15 protein-coding genes are annotated in these 16,767 nt (G+C 62.3%); 7 read left to right on the plus strand and 8 right to left on the minus strand.

Going from position 1 to position 16,767, the window contains the following annotated elements; genetic code table 11:
• Positions 1 to 76: 76 nt before the first annotated feature.
• On the plus strand, positions 77 to 874 hold the full coding sequence (locus tag OK015_RS19960) for an SDR family NAD(P)-dependent oxidoreductase (protein WP_268132913.1): 798 nt from the start codon (positions 77 to 79) through the stop codon (positions 872 to 874).
• A 22-nt stretch (positions 875 to 896) separates the two neighbouring features.
• Here the strand turns inward: OK015_RS19960 and OK015_RS19965 are convergent, their stop codons facing one another.
• Together OK015_RS19965 and OK015_RS19970 are read right to left on the minus strand one after the other, a co-directional pair.
• Positions 897 to 1,286: a DUF732 domain-containing protein gene (locus OK015_RS19965; RefSeq protein WP_268125710.1), complete on the minus strand. Its 390-nt coding sequence runs from the start codon at positions 1,284 to 1,286 to the stop codon at positions 897 to 899.
• 129 nt (positions 1,287 to 1,415) lie between these two features.
• Positions 1,416 to 2,213 carry an enoyl-CoA hydratase/isomerase family protein gene (locus OK015_RS19970; protein ID WP_268125712.1) on the minus strand — a complete coding sequence of 266 codons (798 nt, stop codon included), beginning with the start codon at positions 2,211 to 2,213 and terminating at the stop codon, positions 1,416 to 1,418.
• An 80-nt stretch (positions 2,214 to 2,293) separates the two neighbouring features.
• Between OK015_RS19970 and OK015_RS19975 the strand changes: the two genes are divergently transcribed.
• Complete coding sequence (locus OK015_RS19975) at positions 2,294 to 3,097, plus strand: alpha/beta fold hydrolase (RefSeq protein ID WP_268125713.1); 804 nt, start codon at positions 2,294 to 2,296, stop codon at positions 3,095 to 3,097.
• Here the strand turns inward: OK015_RS19975 and OK015_RS19980 are convergent.
• Genes OK015_RS19980 through OK015_RS19990 form a run of 3 tightly spaced genes read right to left on the minus strand, consistent with a single transcriptional unit; the run spans position 3,087 to position 6,302 of the window.
• A complete protein-coding gene (locus OK015_RS19980) occupies positions 3,087 to 3,656 on the minus strand; it encodes a TetR/AcrR family transcriptional regulator (RefSeq protein ID WP_268125714.1) in 570 nt (189 codons plus the stop codon). The two genes, OK015_RS19975 and OK015_RS19980, sit on opposite strands and share 11 nt — an antisense overlap.
• Positions 3,657 to 3,668: 12 nt before the next feature.
• A complete protein-coding gene (locus tag OK015_RS19985; protein ID WP_268125715.1) occupies positions 3,669 to 4,808 on the minus strand; it encodes an acyl-CoA dehydrogenase family protein in 1,140 nt (379 codons plus the stop codon).
• Positions 4,809 to 6,302, minus strand: coding sequence for a carotenoid oxygenase family protein (locus tag OK015_RS19990; protein ID WP_268125716.1), 1,494 nt, complete (start codon positions 6,300 to 6,302; stop codon positions 4,809 to 4,811).
• A 282-nt stretch (positions 6,303 to 6,584) separates the two neighbouring features.
• Between OK015_RS19990 and OK015_RS19995 the strand changes: the two genes are divergently transcribed.
• From OK015_RS19995 to OK015_RS20015, 5 genes are all read left to right on the plus strand, one after another.
• On the plus strand, positions 6,585 to 7,748 hold the full coding sequence (locus OK015_RS19995; RefSeq protein ID WP_268125717.1) for an acyl-CoA dehydrogenase family protein: 1,164 nt from the start codon (positions 6,585 to 6,587) through the stop codon (positions 7,746 to 7,748).
• Between the two features lie 165 nt (positions 7,749 to 7,913).
• On the plus strand, positions 7,914 to 9,152 hold the full coding sequence (locus tag OK015_RS20000) for a cytochrome P450 (protein WP_268125718.1): 1,239 nt from the start codon (positions 7,914 to 7,916) through the stop codon (positions 9,150 to 9,152).
• A gap of 19 nt (positions 9,153 to 9,171) precedes the next feature.
• A complete protein-coding gene (locus OK015_RS20005; RefSeq protein ID WP_268125719.1) occupies positions 9,172 to 9,366 on the plus strand; it encodes a ferredoxin in 195 nt (64 codons plus the stop codon).
• Positions 9,367 to 9,368: 2 nt separating this feature from the next.
• Positions 9,369 to 10,937 (plus strand): aldehyde dehydrogenase family protein, encoded by a 1,569-nt coding sequence (locus OK015_RS20010; RefSeq protein ID WP_268125720.1) that lies wholly within the window; start codon positions 9,369 to 9,371, stop codon positions 10,935 to 10,937.
• The gene (locus tag OK015_RS20015) at positions 10,934 to 12,088 is read left to right on the plus strand and encodes a CaiB/BaiF CoA transferase family protein (protein WP_268125721.1); all 1,155 of its coding nucleotides are present in this window, start codon (positions 10,934 to 10,936) and stop codon (positions 12,086 to 12,088) included. Before OK015_RS20010 ends, OK015_RS20015 begins: the two co-directional genes overlap by 4 nt.
• A gap of 52 nt (positions 12,089 to 12,140) precedes the next feature.
• Here the strand turns inward: OK015_RS20015 and OK015_RS20020 are convergent, their stop codons facing one another.
• The 3 genes from OK015_RS20020 to OK015_RS20030 all read right to left on the minus strand — a co-directional run bounded on the left by OK015_RS20020 (position 12,141) and on the right by OK015_RS20030 (position 16,663).
• The gene (locus OK015_RS20020) at positions 12,141 to 13,343 is read right to left on the minus strand and encodes a phosphotransferase (RefSeq protein WP_268125722.1); all 1,203 of its coding nucleotides are present in this window, start codon (positions 13,341 to 13,343) and stop codon (positions 12,141 to 12,143) included.
• Between the two features lie 153 nt (positions 13,344 to 13,496).
• A complete protein-coding gene (locus tag OK015_RS20025) occupies positions 13,497 to 14,669 on the minus strand; it encodes an acyl-CoA dehydrogenase family protein (protein ID WP_268125723.1) in 1,173 nt (390 codons plus the stop codon).
• Between the two features lie 38 nt (positions 14,670 to 14,707).
• Positions 14,708 to 16,663, minus strand: a complete 1,956-nt coding sequence (locus OK015_RS20030) for a flavin-containing monooxygenase (protein WP_268125724.1) — start codon at positions 16,661 to 16,663, stop codon at positions 14,708 to 14,710.
• Between the last annotated feature and the right edge of the window lie 104 nt (positions 16,664 to 16,767).

Genomic DNA, 16,767 nt, shown 5'->3' on the forward strand with positions numbered 1-16,767 from the left:
CCACGTAATCACGATTTCTAATCTACGTTAAACTAACATGGCGGTCACAACAACCGCCCACGACAGGGAGCAGAGCATGGACCTCGGATTAGCTGGCGCACGCGTGGTGGTTACCGGAGGCGCGTCGAACATCGGGCGCGGGATCGTCCACGTGTTCGCCGAAGAAGGTGCCCGCGTCGTCATCAGCGACATCGACAAAGCACAGGCGGAGCGGGTTCGCGACGAAGCCCAAGCAAAGGGCGCGGGCGCTGTGGAAGTCGCAATCGCCGATCTCACGATGCCCGGCGGAGCCGACACCGCGATCGGCGCTGCCGTCGACAACTGGGGTGGCATCGATGTCTTGGTCAACAATGCGGGGTGGAGCGGGCAGGGATTCTTCGCTACCGAAACCGACCGCGACAAATGGCAAAAGACCATCGAGACCAATCTCTTTACCGCGATCGCCGCCACCCAGGCAGCAATCGGCCCGATGAAAGAGGCCGGCGGCGGCGCGATCGCGTTCGTCGCCAGCGATGCCGCATTCGGACAGATCCGTGTGGGTGTCTACGGGGCGTCGAAGGCCGCCTTAATCGGCTTGGCGCGCACCGTGGCACGCGAACACGGTCGGCACGGCATCAGATCCAACGCCATCTGCCCTGGCCTGGTGATTCCAGAGGGCCCCGAAGCGGTCGGTGAATCGAGCCTGTGGGCCGTCGGCCAAGACAGTGTGTTCAATGAGGACCAGATCGACTACATGGTCAAGGGCACGCCGCTGCGGCGCCTGACTACCGCCGAGGACATCGGCCGGGCCACCGCATGGTTCTGTTCGCCGACGGCGGCTCGGCAGGTGACCGGGCAACTCATCTCGGTCAGCGGCGGCTCCACGATGCCCTAGGCATGCCGCCGTCGAGCAGCCGCTATTCGGCGCCGGGGCTACCGAAATATTCTTGGCCGGGCGGCGGGCGATATCCCTGGGCCGAGTTTCGCAGCTGCGGGATCTGGGCCGGGCACAAATTATCGATGGCATACGAGACGAGGTAATTCGCCGCGAACTCGTCGTTCGGTGTGACGTCGTTCTTCACATCGCCCATCAGCTGGGGGTAGCCCTCGCCTGCGGTGACCTTGTTGCAGATCCCGTAGCCGTAGCCGACCGCGTCGTTGTTCGGGAAGTTGTAATGCCGGCGCACCGAGACGTTGTACACGTACTCCACCTCGGGCGCGGGCTTGGCATGTGCTTGCGGTGCCAGCGTCCCCGCAACGCCGCAGACGGCGACGGTTACGGCAAGCAGCGATGTGCGACGCTTCATGGCTGACATCCTTTGCAGTCCTGGCGGCGGGGACGCCGCTGACGGATCGCTGTCGCAGTTTCGTCGGCGTGCAGCGCTCGTTGAATCAGAATTAGATTCACGCGGGGAATTGTCAAGGACGAGAGTGGGTCATCGGCCGACAAAGTTCGGGGCACGGTCTTCCTTGAACGCGGCAATACCCTCGAGTAGGTCGTCGCTCGTCAGGGTGCGCTCTTCAAGCTCGAATGCCAGCTCGACCACTTCCGCAGACCGCAGCGACGTCACATGATTGAGCGCGCGCTTCGTACCCTGGACAGCCAGCGGCGCCAGACCCGCGATACGCCTTGCGATTTCGCGAGCGCACGGTAACGCCTCGTCAGGCTCATCGACGAGGTCAGTCACCATGCCGAGCTGGTAGGCGGTAGTCGCGTCGAGTGCATCACCAGTAAGTAAGTGACGCCGGGCTCGCAGCATTCCGACCGCTTGCGGCCACACCAGACAGCCGCCGTCGCCGGCGACGAGCCCGACCTTCACATGGGTGTCAGCCAGCTTCGCGCTCCGCGCCGCCACCACGACATCGCACATCAGCGCGACCGTTGCGCCGAGTCCAATCGCCGGGCCCTGCACAGCCGCAACGATGGGCTGGGGCAGTTCAAAAAACGACCGCAGCAGCCTCAACCCGGCTTCGACGGTTTCGCGTCGCGAATCGGCGTCATCGTGAGCCGCCTGCATCAAGGCGAAGTCCCCACCAGCGGAGAATGCCTTTCCGGTAGAGCCCAACACGATAGCGCGAACGCCCTCGTCTTTGGCGAGGTCTTCGAGCACTGCGGCCAATTCGACCTGAGCCTGATTGTCGAACCGATTCAACAGCTTTGGACGGGCCAGCGATATCTCGCAGACGCCGTCGTTTGCGGTGCCCACCGATAATGTTTCGAGGCTGGTGCTCATCAGGCCTTCCCCCGTATTATTAAGATCTACAAGCTCATAAATCTGGGCGTAAATCTACATGATCGAAGGTGATACCTAAAGTGGCATTTGTCGACGCCGACGACGGGGCACGGATTCACGTTCAGGATCTCGGCGATGGGCCTGCCGTGGTGCTGATTTCGGGCTTCGGCCTCGACCATGAGCTGTGGGATCGCCAGGTGCGTGTCCTCACCGAGCGCGGATTTCGTGTCCTATGCGTGGATCAACGCGGCCACGGGCTGTCCGACAATCCATTACGTGGGTACGAGATTGACTGCCTTGCAGCAGATCTCATTACCGTCCTGCAGCGACTCGACATCGGCACCGCGACACTGGTTGGCCACTCATTCGGTGGCCAGATGGCCTTTCGGGCCGCCGCGACCGCACCCGAATTGATCACGGAGTTGGTACTGGTCGGGTCAAACGGCGTTCGCGCCAGCCGAAGCGAAGACTTTCCGTTCGGCGGACCGCCCGAGCCACTGCTGGCGGGAATGATCGCCGAAGAGCACACCAACAGGGTAGGCTCCCGATACCGCACGATCGCCTCGGCATTCGCGCACGAGCCGGACCCGCGGACGGTCGAATGGCTGGTCCGCTGCTCGCTTCGAATGCCTTCATGGGCCGCGGTGGCCTGTTACCGATCGTTACTGACGACCGATCTGCTGGCCGACATCGCGCGGGTCGACCAACCAGTGCTACAGATCATCGGTACCAACGATCCCGTGCAGTCGGCGAAGGGTGCCCGCTGGGTACAGAAACAACTGAAAAACGCCGCCCTCGTCGAGATTCCCGACTGCGGGCACTACCCGATGCTCGAGGCACCGGATGTATTCGAATCCGCTCTGCTGGAATTCGTCAGCGCTTAGCGGCGGCTTCCAATTCCAAGGCCCCAATCGACGCCAATGCCATCTGGGCCAGCAGCTCCTCAGCTTGCTTGGCACGTCGTCCCCCAGGCGGGCGCAGCGCCTCGGACAGTAACAGCAACTGCACACCCCGTGTGGCAGTGGTGATCTCGTCGGTCGACCGATCGGGATAACACCGCTTGAGACAATCGATCCACCGCAGATTGATCCGGCGATGCCTACGGTCGTGTTCCCGGCGATAGCGCTCAGCAAGTGAGCGCTGATCGCGCAACCAAATTGACACCAATCGTTCGTGACTTTTCGCCAGCCCCACAAATGCGCGCACCAGTTTGTTCAGCTCGGCGATGGGATCCTCGTCGGGCTCCCCGAGGCGCACCAGAATCGTGTCCAGCGTCTTGTCGAAAAGGGCCGCCAGGATCGCATCTTTGCTGGGAAAGTGGCGATAGATCGCCGATCCGGTAGTGCCGGCGACCTTGCCGATCTCGTCAACGCCGACACCGTCGAAACTGCGCTCAAAGAACAGCTTCTCGGCAGCAGCCAGGATCTTTTCGTCGGGCGTCACGTTAGCAGCCTCTCATAAGCCGAGGCTTTGTCCGATGATTACCTTCATGATTTCGGTGGATCCGCCATAAATCCGGCTCACCCGGCCATCCAGATAGGCGTTGCCCAACCGGGAGTCACCGCGCAGTGCACTCGACGGTTCAGACGCTGTCAGACAGCGATCGACCACCCGGCCCTGCAACTCGGTGCAATACAGCTTGGCGATCGCGGCGTCGCTGCCGCTGAGCCGCCCCTCGACGTGGCGCAGCAATGCCTGGTCGATGAGCGCTTGACCCGCCGCCACCTCGGCCGCGCACTGGGCCAGCGTGAACTTGACGTCCTGGCCGGCGCCCGCGCCGTGCTGATGATCCTCGAGCGCCCAGGAAAGTGCTGCGGCGGCCGCAGCCTGCGAATTCACCGCAATCGACAACCGTTCCTGCGCGAGATTCGAGGTCAGATAGGTAAAGCCTTCGTTCTCCACTCCCAGGAGGTTTTCGACCGGGACGCGCATGTCCGTGAACGAGATCTCGGCCAGATCCTGGGCACGAAGGCCCAGCTTGTCCAGCTTGCGGCCGCGCGTAAAGCCGGGTGTCGAGGTGTCCACGAGCAGCAGGCTGATGCCGCGCCGCCCCGCCCCCGGGTCGGTCTTGACCGCCAGGATCACCAAGTCAGCGGCGGCGCCGTTGGAGATGAACGTTTTGGCGCCGTTCACTACATAGTGATCCCCGCCTCGGCGGGCCCGCGTCGACATCGCCTTGAGATCGGAGCCGGCGCCCGGCTCGGACAGCCCCAACGCGACCACAACATCACCGGACACCATTCGGGGCAGCCAGGTGGCGCGCTGCTCAGCAGAGCCATGGTGAAGCAGGTAGGGCAGACAGATATCTGTCTGCACACGCAAGCCGCCGATGGCGAGGCCTCGCGCCTGGATCTCTTCGGTGACGACAACACTGTGTCGATAGTCCGAACCGGGCATGCCGCCGAATTGCTCGGAGACGCCAATCCCCAAAATGCCGACTTCGGCCGCGGCCCGCCAAAACCGTCGCGAGGGCTTTCCGTCAGCCAGCCAACTCGAATATTCCGGTACGACGTCGTCGTCGAGGAACCGGCACACCTCGTCGCGGAACTGCTCCTGCTCCCGGGTGAAAACGGATCGCGTCTGCGTGAGCGTCACTTACCGGAAATCCATCCAGTGACCGTGCGGAGTCCAGCCGAAGGCAAACGGCAGCTCGATCGTGCAGATCGGCCCCTGCGTGATGTCATCGGTGTCGAAAATCAGGTACTCGCCCCGCTTCTCGGCCCACCACGAGACCGGGACGATCACATAGCCGTCGCCCTCCGGCGAATTCTTGTGACGCGGCGCGAAGCTCGCCTCCAGCACTGCGGCCGGTTGCCCGTCGCGGATCTGGTACACCTGGTCCGACAATGTCTCCATGTCGGTGACCACCAAGCTGTTCATCGACATTCCGTTGCGTTTGACCACGCCGCCAACCTGATAGCCCCATCTGTAACCCTTGCCGAAGAAGCGCTCGTCGACCTTGGGAAGCTCGCTTGGCCGGTCCGATAGCAACTCGCTCGTCGTGTCACCCGTGGCCAGGTCGACCGTCCAGCGGCCCAGCCTGCTGGAGGCGATCGAGAAGAACAATGCGACCTCATCGCCTTCCGCGAAATCCTGTTCGAACGGGAACGGCGGCCGGTTGAAGATCGGTGCGTCCAAGAGCAGCTTGCCGTCGCGGACGTTGGCCTGCATCGTGTGCATCACGTACTGCGGGGGCAATCCGGTGGTGATCCACCGAATCTCGGCTTCGGGGTCGTCGCGGGGAATCAGCGCCAGGGTGATCGGCAGGTCTGTTTCCCAGCCCCAGATGCCGAGCCCCTTCGCAATCCGCTCCTTGCTCACCGTGAACGGCTGAAACGGCATCACCATCCATTCCGGAGTTAGCCAAATATCGTGGGCCACAGTGTTGTACGGCGCGTCCCACACCTCGCGCGAGTCGACGCGGCCATCGGGATGGACGGTGTGCAAGGTGACAAACGGCGGAACGTCGCGGTAGGTCCAGCCGTAGAGCACGCCGGTGTCATGGTCCCATTTCGGGTGCGCGGCAAACGAGCAGTCGCCGAACACCACCGGCTCGTGCAGGCCCGGCGACAGCGCCGGCGACCAGTTCACAATGCCCTTGGTCTCCAGCGTGATCGGGTCAATGGCGATCGGCGCGCCCCCCTGCTCCCCGGACACCACCATATGGCCCGCGAACGGGAACACGTTGATGTTGTTCGTACCCTGCGGCGTGTACGCGTTGTCACGGTCTCGTTCGACATCTCCGTACGCGAAGTCGCGCCAGTCGTGGAAGCCACCGTCGGTCCAGGCGAACATGCCGCGTTGATGCTTCTCCTCCAGCAGGTATTTCGGTGTCCGGACCCAGCGGTTACGGAAGTCCGCGCGGCCATTTTCGAACGTGATGGCCTGGATCATTCCGTCCATACTCAGCAGCGGGTTGGTGCCTTGTTTGGTAGGACGCTTCCAGGTGGGCCCAACGCGGTAGTAGCCACCGGCGAGGTCTTTGGGGACCTCGCCCTGGCTGACGATGCATTCCTCCACGGTCGCCTCGAACCGCATTGGCGCGAACGGACCTCGAAGCGCCGTCTCTCGCGGCAGCGGATATCCCATAACGCTCCTTCATAAGCCGAGCCCGACTTTATCAGTGCTATTCATCCATCGTAAACGACCGTTATCTCCTACGCTTGCCCGACGACCACCGCCCCGTCTCGGCGCCGACGGGGCCCAGACGGCCGTGTGAACCGTCGAAGCCGTAGCAATGCCTGATAAAGCCTTTGTTGACCGGTCAAAAGCCCCCGCCTACCATTCGAAGCGAATCGAACCACGATGACCACAAGTGCCGGGCTACGTTAGCCTGTGGTGACGCGAGCGGTCGTTCTGTGAGGAGCTGAGATGGACGCGGTGGGACTCACCGACGAGCAGCGGGACTTCGCCATCGCCGTCCGCGACTTTTGTCGCAAAGAATGCGGCACCCGCGAGCAGCGCGATGCGTTGACCGACAATGGCGCCGAGCAGCACCATCCCGGTCTGTACCAAAAGCTCGCAGAGACAGGCTATCTCGGGGTTTCGATTCCTGAACAATACGGCGGCAGCGGCGGTGGGCTGACCGAGCAGGTCATCTTGTTCGAGCAACTCTGGCGAGGTCTGGCGCCGGTCCACGGAGCCGGTAGCTCCCATACCGTCGCCGGTATCTACAAGCGGTTTGCCACCGAGGAGCAGAAAACGTCGGCGCTGGGCGCCATCTGCTCGGGCAAAGTGATGTCGATCAGCCTCTCTGAACCCGGCGCCGGCTCGGATGCGGCCGCCGTGAGCTGCAAAGCTGAGAAGGTTGACGGCGGCTGGCGTGTGCAGGGCCAGAAAACCTGGTGCTCCGACGCGCAATTTGCGACCACAATCCTGGTGGTCGTGCGCAGCTCACGCGGCGTCCGGCCGCACGACGGCCTGACGCTGCTGCAGGTGCCCGCCAATGCGGAGGGCCTGCGGATCCACCCCATTTCAACGATGGGTGGGAGCGAGGTCAACGACCTGTTTTTCACCGATGTCTTCGTGCCCGAATCGGCGGTGGTGGGTACCGAGGGCAACGCGTGGAAACAGATCATGGCCGGACTGAACGGCGAGCGAATGGTCTGCGCAGCACAGGGCCTGGGTATGGCGCAGCGGGCCTTCGATGACCTACTGGCCTACGTCACCGAACGCGAACAGTTCGGCGCCCCGATCGGATCGTTCCAAGCGCTCCGGCATCGCATCGCCGACCTGGCCATTGAGATCGAATCCGCACGGGCGCTCACCTATGCCACTGTGCACCACATCGAACACCAGGTCGGGACACCCGAGGAATGGGTCCGTGCCACGTCGATGTCGAAGGTCAAAGTGACCGAAACGGCGAAAAAGGTTGCGCTAGAAGGCGTTCAGATGATGGGCGGCTATGGCTACAGTACCGAATTCGACATGCAGCGACACCTGAGACTCAGCATCGCGCCCACGATCTATGCGGGAACCAACGAGATCCAACGCGACATAATCTCGTCCACATTCGGCTTGCGTCCAGCCCGCTGACCTGGCCTTGAGCATATGACCCCCGACACGTTACGGACCGACTATGACGCTTGACACTATCCGCACCCACGAACCATAATTGAGACTGCTTAACTCATAATCCGTAGGGGGGCGGATCGGCCCACGGGCCCCGAGCCCTTGTGTTTCTCGCTTAGGAGTCGATAGATGACGACGGCAAAGCCCGACATTCGCGTTCTGGACGCCGACACATACGCCAACGGCGACCCAACGACGTTCGGGCTACCGTTGGAGCAATACGCCTATCTGCGGGATGAGGCGCCCTGCTACTTGCACGAATTCAACGATCCGATGCTCATCGACCGCGCCTGGATCGTCAGCCGCCACGACGATATCTGGGCGGTCGACCGAAATTCCGAGCTCTATGCCGCCGACCGCGGCGGGGTCAACATGTGGAAGGTGACTCCGCTTGACCCCAAGGTCGGGGGCAAGCCGGCGATGCTAACGATGGACGGCGCCAAGCACCGCACCCAGCGTGGAGTCATGAGCAAGGCGTTCACGCCCGGGATGGTCAAAAAGCTCGAGGACAAGTTTCGCGAGTACGCCGTCAACATCGTCGATGCGGCCTTGGAAAAGGGCAGTTTCAATTTCGTCACCGACATCGGTCACGCGATGCCGATGGAGGCGCTCGGCGACGTGCTGGGCGTTCCCGCCGGTGACCGGGAGAAGTTCTTCGCCTGGGTCGACACATTCGCCGCGCCGTTCGATACCCGCATCACCCCCTCCTTCGAATACGTGATGCAGGCCATCTTCGCCCTCCTTGGCTACGCAGTTGAGCTGGGTGAGGTCAAGCGCCGAGAACCCGGGGATGATGTGATCAGCCAGCTGGTCCAGGCGGGTGCAGACGTCATTTCCGAGGACGAGCTGATGGGCAACGTGGCATTGCTGGCCTCCGGAGCCGCCGAAAGTACCCGTACCGCGCTGAGCCACGGAATGCACGAGCTGATGCGCAATCCGCAGCAGATGGCCTGGCTACGTGACCACGCCGACGACATCCCCGGAAGCGCAATCCAGGAAATCGTGCGCATCGCAACACCGTTCACGCATCTGGTTCGCACCGCCACCGCCGATCACGAGTTGCACGGCCAACAGATCAAAGAAGGCGATGTCGTGCTCATGCTGTTCGCCGCCGGCAATTTCGACGAGCGCGCCTTCGACAACCCGAACAGCTTTGACCTGTCCCGCGAGAAGAATCCACACGTCAGCTTCGGCCGCGGCCCGCATCAGTGCCTGGGCAAGCACGTCGCGGGACTGGAGATGAAAATCCTGCTCGAAGAACTGTTGCAACGCACTAAGGACATCACTCCCGATGGCGACATCAGCTACATCCGCGACGCCTATTCGCGGGGGGTTTACGAGCTGCCTGTCACAGTCACCCCCGCCTGAGCAACGGGACTGACGCGCAATGAAGGTCATCGTTGACACCGGCCGCTGCGAACTTCACGGGGAATGCACGATCGCCGCACCCGACGTGTTCACCATCGAAGACGACAAAGACTGGGTAACCGTGCTCGATGCGCAACCCGGCGAGGATCGGCGCTCAGCAGTCGAGGAAGCCGCAATGATGTGTCCGGTGAGTGCGATCCGTATAGAGGACTGACGTTGACTACTGCGAACAAGACCACACCGAAAATTCAGCCCGACAAGGCTCTCGACGCTTCAGATGTCGAGGTGCGTAATCCCGCTGACGGTTCGCTCGCCGGCGTGGTGCCGAACGTGCCGGCCGACCAAGTGGCAAAGCTAGCCGGAGAACTCCGAGTAGCACAGCCGGCCTGGGAGACGCTGGGGCCACAAGGCCGTGCGGTGTATCTGCGGCGCTGGCTGGATTGGATCGTCGACAACCAAGACCGCATTCTTGGCCTGGTCCACCGCGAGGCCGGAAAATCCTGGGGCGACGCGCAGCTCGAGCTGCTGGTGTGCATGGAGGTCATCAACTACTACACCAAGCACGGAGCGGAGTTTCTGGCCGACGAAACCCGGCGCCCACACGGACCGGCGTCAGCGACGAAGGGGCTCCGAATCCGTTACCGCCCTTACGAACTCGTCGGTGTCATCACCCCTTGGAACTACCCGCTGGGGATGCCGATGCTCGACGTGCCGCAAGCGTTGATGGCCGGTGCGGCCGTCCTCACCAAGCCGTCGGAGGAAACACCACTGGGCTGGGCCGAGGTCGCGAAAGGCTGGAACGAAATCGGTGCGCCCCCCGTGCTGGGTTGCGTAACGGGTCGAGGCGAAACCGGCAGGGCGGTCGTGGACGCCGTCGACATGGTGCAGTTCACCGGATCCACCAAGACCGGCCGCCAAGTGGGCATCCGGTGCGCCGAACGACTGATTCCGGTCAGCCTCGAGTTGGGCGGCAAAGATGCGATGATCGTGCTGTCCGACGCGCCGCTGCAGCGGACTATCCGCGGAGCCATCTGGGCCGGACTGTTCAACTCCGGCCAATCCTGCGTCGCCGTCGAACGGATCTATGTCGAGGAACCGCTATACGACGAATTCACATCGGGACTAGTCGAACAGGTCAACAAGCTGCGCCAGGGCCACGACGCGGCCGGCAGCTTTTCCACCGACATCGGAGCGCTGGCCAACGAAGCCCAGATGGCGATTGTCGAGCGCCACGTCAGCGATGCGGTAGCCCGCGGCGCACGCATCCTCACCGGCGGAAAACGAGCAGAGCGTGGCTTGTTCTACCCGCCGACCGTGCTGGTGGACGTCGACCACACGATGGCCTGCATGCGGGAGGAAACCTTCGGACCCCTGCTGCCGATCATGAAAGTGTCGAGTGAAGACGAAGCCGTCGCCCTGGCCAACGACACCCCTTACGGCCTTGGCGCAAGCGTCTGGACAGCCAGCAAGGACCGTGGAGAGCGGGTCGGCCGGCGCATCGAAGCCGGCGGCGTCAACATCAACAACGCCATGATGCACGTGTTCCAGTTTCCACTGCCTATGGGCGGCTGGAAGCAATCCGGCCTTGGGCACCGGATGGGCGGCGCCGACGGCATCCGGAAATACTGCCGGGTACAGGCGCTGGTCAGTGAGAAGATCAGCCTGCCCACCGAAACACATTGGTACCCCTACTCATCGCGCAAGGCGCGGATCACCGGCGCTGTGCTTCGGTTGCTCGAAATGCACGACTGGCGTCGTCGGCTGGGCCGACGCCCGAAGTCGTGACGGGGCCCCCCACCGCTCCGGTGAGCCGCGGGCCGCTCGACGGCCTCAGGATTATCGAGCTCGCCGGTATCGGCCCCGGGCCTTATGCGGCAATGCTGCTGGCCGATCTGGGCGCCGACGTTGTGCGTGTCGAGCGTCCCGGTCCTCCCGCCAGCGCGGTTCCTCCCGAGCAGGATGTGTTGCGGCGCAACCGCCGATCGATCGTCGTGGATCTGCGCGAGCCCGAAGGCGTGGCCACCGTGTTGGCATTGACTGCCAAGGCTGATGTCCTGCTGGAAGGCTTTCGGCCGGGAGTCACAGAACGCCTCGGGCTCGGTCCGACCGACTGCTGGAACGTCAACCCACGGCTGGTCTACGGACGCATGACCGGCTGGGGTCAGTCGGGTCCGTTGGCGTCGGCCGCCGGCCACGACATCGGGTACATCGCCGTAACCGGGGCGCTGGCAGCGATCGGTCGTGCCGGAGAGGCGCCCGTACCACCGGTGAACCTGGTCGGTGACTTTGGCGGTGGGTCAACGTTTCTCGTAATCGGCGTGCTAGCCGCGGTATGGGAGGCCAGTCGCTCCGGCCGCGGTCAAATCGTCGACGCGGCGATCGTCGACGGAGCCAGCTCGCTGACCGCGCTTTTGCATGGACTTATGGCCGCCGGGCAGTGGGTCGATCGGCGCGGACACAACTTCCTCGACAGCGGCGTGCCGTGGTATGACACCTACCGCACCGCCGACGACCGGTGGATGGCTGTCGGCGCCCTGGAGGCGAAGTTCTACGCCCAATTCACCGACCTGTTGGGGATTTCGGACGACCTCGCCGAACGTGACGATCCTTCGAGGTGGCCGCAATTGCGGGAGGCGATCGCACGAGCATTCGCGACGCGGACCCAGGACGAGTGGATAGCGGTGTTCGAAGGCACCGACGCCTGCGTCGCACCCGTCTTGTCACTGACCGAAGCCGCCGCCCATCCGCACCTGGCTGCGCGCGACACGTTCATCGAAGTCGGCGGCGTGACTCAACCGGCGCCCGCCCCCCGGTTCAGCCGAACGGTCCCGCAAGCTCCGACACCGCCTCGCCCGGTCGGTGCGGACACGGCGGATGTGTTGCGCGATTGGATGATTGCCGAGGGCGCGGTCGCACCCCACGGCGGCGATCAGTAGGAGCGACGCAGCCTGTGCCGTACTTCTGGCTGGTGCGGATGCAATGGATGAGTCAGATGCCGAGTGCTTCGAAGCTGTCGAGATCATCGATCGCGGTGGCAATCCGCTCAATGATTGTGAGACAGACATCCACGGGCTGCATCTTTGGCTGGTAGAACGCCCGCCCAATGGTGAACGCCCACGCGGAATATGGGTAAAAAAGACACTGCCGGTAGCGTAACCACGCCTCATCGAAGCTGGGCGCCTTTCCGCCCGCCCTATCGAGCTCTTCTAGGTAGAGTCCGAGCAGATCCCTCTCCCACTTGCGGCGATCGTCGGGCTCACACGCCGATCCAACAAAATACGAGTAGTCGTAGGCCCAGCCCCCCTGCATTGTCGCCTGCCAGTCGCCAAGGCCCATCCGGCCGTTGCCGATGATGTATGTCTGGCCGGCGTGACTATCGCCATGCAGTAGCGTTGGCGGCAGGACCTCGGTCAAGATCTCAAGGCTCCTCTTGGTGCCTTTCCACAGTCGGTCGGCCTGACCGTACAACTGCGCGGGGATGATGCTCTTTGCACGCTCCATACCAACAGCGCAACGACGTTCGAAGTCTATGAACTGTGAGACGTTGTTGAAGTGGTCGATCGGGTTCTTCAGAATTTTCAACTCGGGAGCCTCCCACCAGACGCCGTGGTAAGCAGCCATGTTGAGGAGGACATCCTCGACCTGGCCACGGGTCAGCGGTGTAGTCGGCCGGATGAATCGGGCGCCCTTGGTAACAGCGACGTCTTCCATGAGAATCATCGAACGCCAAGAGGACTCGTCTACCCCGCCCCAATATCCTTTGGGAGCCTCCATCGTGACTGCGGGCCGAAAGTTCAGAAAGAAGTTAGTCTCGCCGTGAAGGACGTCGGCGGCGCCGAGCACGAGACGCTGGCTGAATTGCGCGGTTGTTTTGGTGAATAGCATTGTCGGCAAACCGGCCGCCTGCCCAGCCGCGTTGTAGGTCACACGCAGTGCGGTTCGGGTGGACGTGCCGACGCTGCCTCCCGGCGTCGAGTAGGAGGTGACAAGCGCACCTGGATGCTCGTGGCAAAGCACGTCGGTCAGCCACTGTTCGTTGAGTTCGGTCCCGTTGCGTGGGACGTCCGCACGCGAGCGTAGCTGTGGTGGTCGGAATTGTTCGCCGATCATCTGTGCACCGATCGCCACGGCCCGCTTGGCGAGCCATAACTTGTAGTTTGCGGGCCGGAGGTCGTCGCTCGATGCCGGCATGGTGTGGCTCCCTGTCAATTGCGCTGCCCTACAGACGTAGTCCAGGAACGATATTTTAGATTTATTATGTCTCATTAATTGATCACGACAGGAATTACTGCCGTACAACCACGTTCAATTCGACACTGCGGTCGGGAGCCTCCCCATCGACATTCAATACGAGCGGGGCAACCCGAGGGAATGCTCGGCGACGAAGTTCAGGATCATCTCCTTCGAGACGGGTCCCATGTTCAGCATGCGCACCAGCCAGAAGTACGGCGCAAGCTGGTACTCGTAGGTCACGCCATTGCCACCGTGCACGGAGACCGCCGCATCCAGCGCTTCCAAACCGGCTGCGGCGCCAAGATATTTGGCCATATTGGCTAATTCTCCGACCTCGGCTCCGGAATCGTAGAGTTCACAGGCGCGGTTTGCCACCAACTGCGCAGCTTGCAAGTGGATGTGCGCGGCGGCGAGCGGATGGGCGATCGCCTGATGCCCGCCGATCGGCTGATCCCACACCCGCCGCTGGTTGGCGTAAGCAACCGCCTTCCGCAGCGCATAGTGTCCTATCCCGGTGCAAATTGAGCTTGTCAGGATTCGCTCGGTGTTGAGTCCGGTGAAAGCCACTGCCAGCCCTTTGTTTTCGAACCCAACTAGATTCACGGCAGGAACCTGAACACTGTCAAAGAAGACTTGATGGCTTTTGTCCGGCTGGTTCATTACCGTTCGGATTGGCGTCCACGACACGCCAGGCGTATCGACATCGACCATGAACACCGACAGACGTCCACGCCCGCTGCGTTCATCGACGCTGGTGCGTGCGACTACCATCACCCACTGCGCCGACTCCATACCCGTGATGAAGACCTTCTGGCCGTTGATAACGTAGTGCTCGCCCCTGCGGCTAGCCACGGTGGAAATCCGGTGGGCGTTCGCCCCGGCATCCGGCTCGGTGATCGCGAACGCCAAACGTGTTTCGCCGGTGGCCACCCCTGGCAACCATCTTGCCTTCTGCTCCTCGGTGGCACTGCGACTCAAAATGGTTCCGGTGACTCCCGCCGAGAACAGCATCGCCTGTAACGGGCAGCCGGCAAGAGCGGTTTCCTGAACGACGATCGCCAGCTCGCGCAGCCCCAGTCCCCCGCCACCGTATTCCTCGGGTAGGTGCACGCCGAGGTATCCCTTGGTGCCCAACGCATCCCAGAGTTCCGCGCAATTGGTGCCGTCGTCGACCTGTTGTTGGTAGTAGGCGGGCCCAAATGCGCCGGCGATTCCGCCGACGGCATCACGAATCGCCTGCTCTTCTCGTCCGGTTGTGAAAAGGGTGCCCGTGTCAGCAGCCATCGACCTTCATCCTCGTCAGCGACGTATCACCGGTGCAGCTACGCGAACAGTTCGGCGGCCTCCGAGGAGGCTGTCACTTCGTGATAGTCATTCACGTCGAACTCGTTTATCCGGTCCCAGTATTCGATGTACTTCCACGGCCCGGTGACAACGACGCGTCCGGCATCATTGCGGTAATAGGTCGTCATCCCCTTGTGCGACCAGATGCAGTGCGCCAATGCTTCATCGAGCTCTTCGTTGTAGCGTTCGAATACGCCGCGGTCCACCTCGACGGTGTCGGTCTCGTTGACCAGCAGATGACGGATCGCCTGCATGATGTAGCGGACCTGAAATTCGGTCGCGTGTATCGCGCTTCCGCCGTGACCGGCATTCGTGTTCGGGCCGTTGACAATGAAGAAATTCGGAAAATCCGGGACGGTCACCCCCAGGTAGGCCCGGGCATCATTGGCACCCCACTGCTCACGCAGCGTCTCGCCGGAGTTTCCGATGATGTCCATCGGCCAGAGAAATTGCAGCACCTTAAAACCGGTGGCCAAAACGATCACGTCGGCCGGCACTTCAACGCCTGAGCAGGTCACCACGTTGTTGCCGTCGACCCGCTCCACCGCCTCGGTGACTAGCGTGACGTCGTCCCGGCACATCGTCTTGTACCAGCGGTTATCGATCAACGGGCGCTTACCATAGGGCGGGTAATCCGGCAGGCAGGCGTCCACCAGATCCGGCCGATCGGCGAGCTGCTCGGTGATGTATTTGGTGAGGAATATCCGGTGGCGATCGTTGGCCTCGTTGACAGAGCGCTCCGGATGAGGCCAGTTCGGATCGATCCGCAGCGCTGAGTGCAGCCGGTCGCTGAAGTTCCAAAACGACCGCAGCCGGTACCACTGAATGTAGAAGGGAATCTCCTTCATCAGGAATCGGACGGACTCTTTGACCGCACGATGGTAGTTGGGATGCGGTATGGCCCACTGCTTCGATCGTTGAAAGACGGTCACATGACTCGCTGTGTCGACGATGGATGGCACCACTTGCATTGCACTAGCGCCATTCCCGATCACGGCGACGCGCTTGTCGGTCAAGTCGACCGAGGTATCCCACGCTGCGGTATGCATGACCGGTCCGGGGAACGCGTCCAGCCCGGAGATCGGCGGAATCGAGGGCCGGTTCACCATGCCTACGGCAGTGACCAGCACGTTGGCCGCGAGAGTCTCCGCGTCGCCGTTGGGGTTTTTGACCTCGATCTGCCATGTCGCATTGGCGGTTTCGAAGTGTGCACGCACCACCTCGGTGCTGAATCGGATGTGCCGCTTGACATCGGCTTCGGTCGCGACGCGCTGGATGTAGGCTTGGACCTCGTCACGCTTGGCGAAGTAGGTGGTGATATCCGGGTTTGGCGCAAACGAGAAGGCGTAGAGATGGCCGGGCGTGTCCACACCACAACCGGGGTAGACGTTCTCGAGCCAAGTGCCGCCCAGATCTTCGTCTTTTTCCAGTACGACAAAGTCGACGCCGGCCGTCGCGAGTTTTATTGCCATGCAGATCCCCGACAAGCCTGCTCCGATGATCGCAACACGGAAGTCGCTGGGGATCGACTCAGCGGGTATCTCGATGTCTCGCGAGATGAAATCCATTTCCTCCGAGAGCAGTTCGCCATACTCAAGGGGCACTTCCTCTACCATCGCGCAGCCAAGCATGCGCGTCACCTCATCCGGCGAAGGGGTGACCGGCTGAAGTCGACCTTCATAGAACGCGACCACTGCCTCTAGGGCAGCAGCACGCACCTCTGCCTGAAGCTCGGGGGAAAGGCCGCCGGAGTCGTTGTCGTCCAATGGCTTTCCCCGCAAGGGCCGAAACGGCGGGCTGGTCCACTTTCCGTCACCTGTGAGATGCTTTAGGACAAGCAGCAGCGTAGGAAGATTGGCATCCTCGAGCGCTGCCCGAAGCCTCTCAACCCAGTCGGGAACTCGCTCCCAGGGCGCCGACACGGCAGTGGTCATAAACGTTCCTCCGCCTCCGACCTCTGCCTCACGACACCACGGTCAACGCCTGACGGCGAAACCTCTCGTGGCAGGGTCGTCAATTTTTCTTTTTGAACTATCGC

The organism is Mycobacterium sp. Aquia_216, from assembly GCF_026723865.1.
In the GTDB taxonomy this organism is placed as follows: domain Bacteria; phylum Actinomycetota; class Actinomycetes; order Mycobacteriales; family Mycobacteriaceae; genus Mycobacterium.

Coding starts and splice junctions, on each gene's coding strand:
- OK015_RS20025 (WP_268125723.1), bottom strand. CDS start 14,669: ATGGCTGCTGACACGGGCACCCTTTTCACAACCGGACGAGAAGAGCAG.
- OK015_RS20000 (WP_268125718.1), top strand. CDS start 7,914: ATGACGACGGCAAAGCCCGACATTCGCGTTCTGGACGCCGACACATAC.
- OK015_RS20020 (WP_268125722.1), bottom strand. CDS start 13,343: ATGCCGGCATCGAGCGACGACCTCCGGCCCGCAAACTACAAGTTATGG.
- OK015_RS20005 (WP_268125719.1), top strand. CDS start 9,172: ATGAAGGTCATCGTTGACACCGGCCGCTGCGAACTTCACGGGGAATGC.
- OK015_RS19995 (WP_268125717.1), top strand. CDS start 6,585: ATGGACGCGGTGGGACTCACCGACGAGCAGCGGGACTTCGCCATCGCC.
- OK015_RS20030 (WP_268125724.1), bottom strand. CDS start 16,663: ATGACCACTGCCGTGTCGGCGCCCTGGGAGCGAGTTCCCGACTGGGTT.
- OK015_RS19960 (WP_268132913.1), top strand. CDS start 77: ATGGACCTCGGATTAGCTGGCGCACGCGTGGTGGTTACCGGAGGCGCG.
- OK015_RS19990 (WP_268125716.1), bottom strand. CDS start 6,302: ATGGGATATCCGCTGCCGCGAGAGACGGCGCTTCGAGGTCCGTTCGCG.
- OK015_RS19965 (WP_268125710.1), bottom strand. CDS start 1,286: ATGAAGCGTCGCACATCGCTGCTTGCCGTAACCGTCGCCGTCTGCGGC.
- OK015_RS19970 (WP_268125712.1), bottom strand. CDS start 2,213: ATGAGCACCAGCCTCGAAACATTATCGGTGGGCACCGCAAACGACGGC.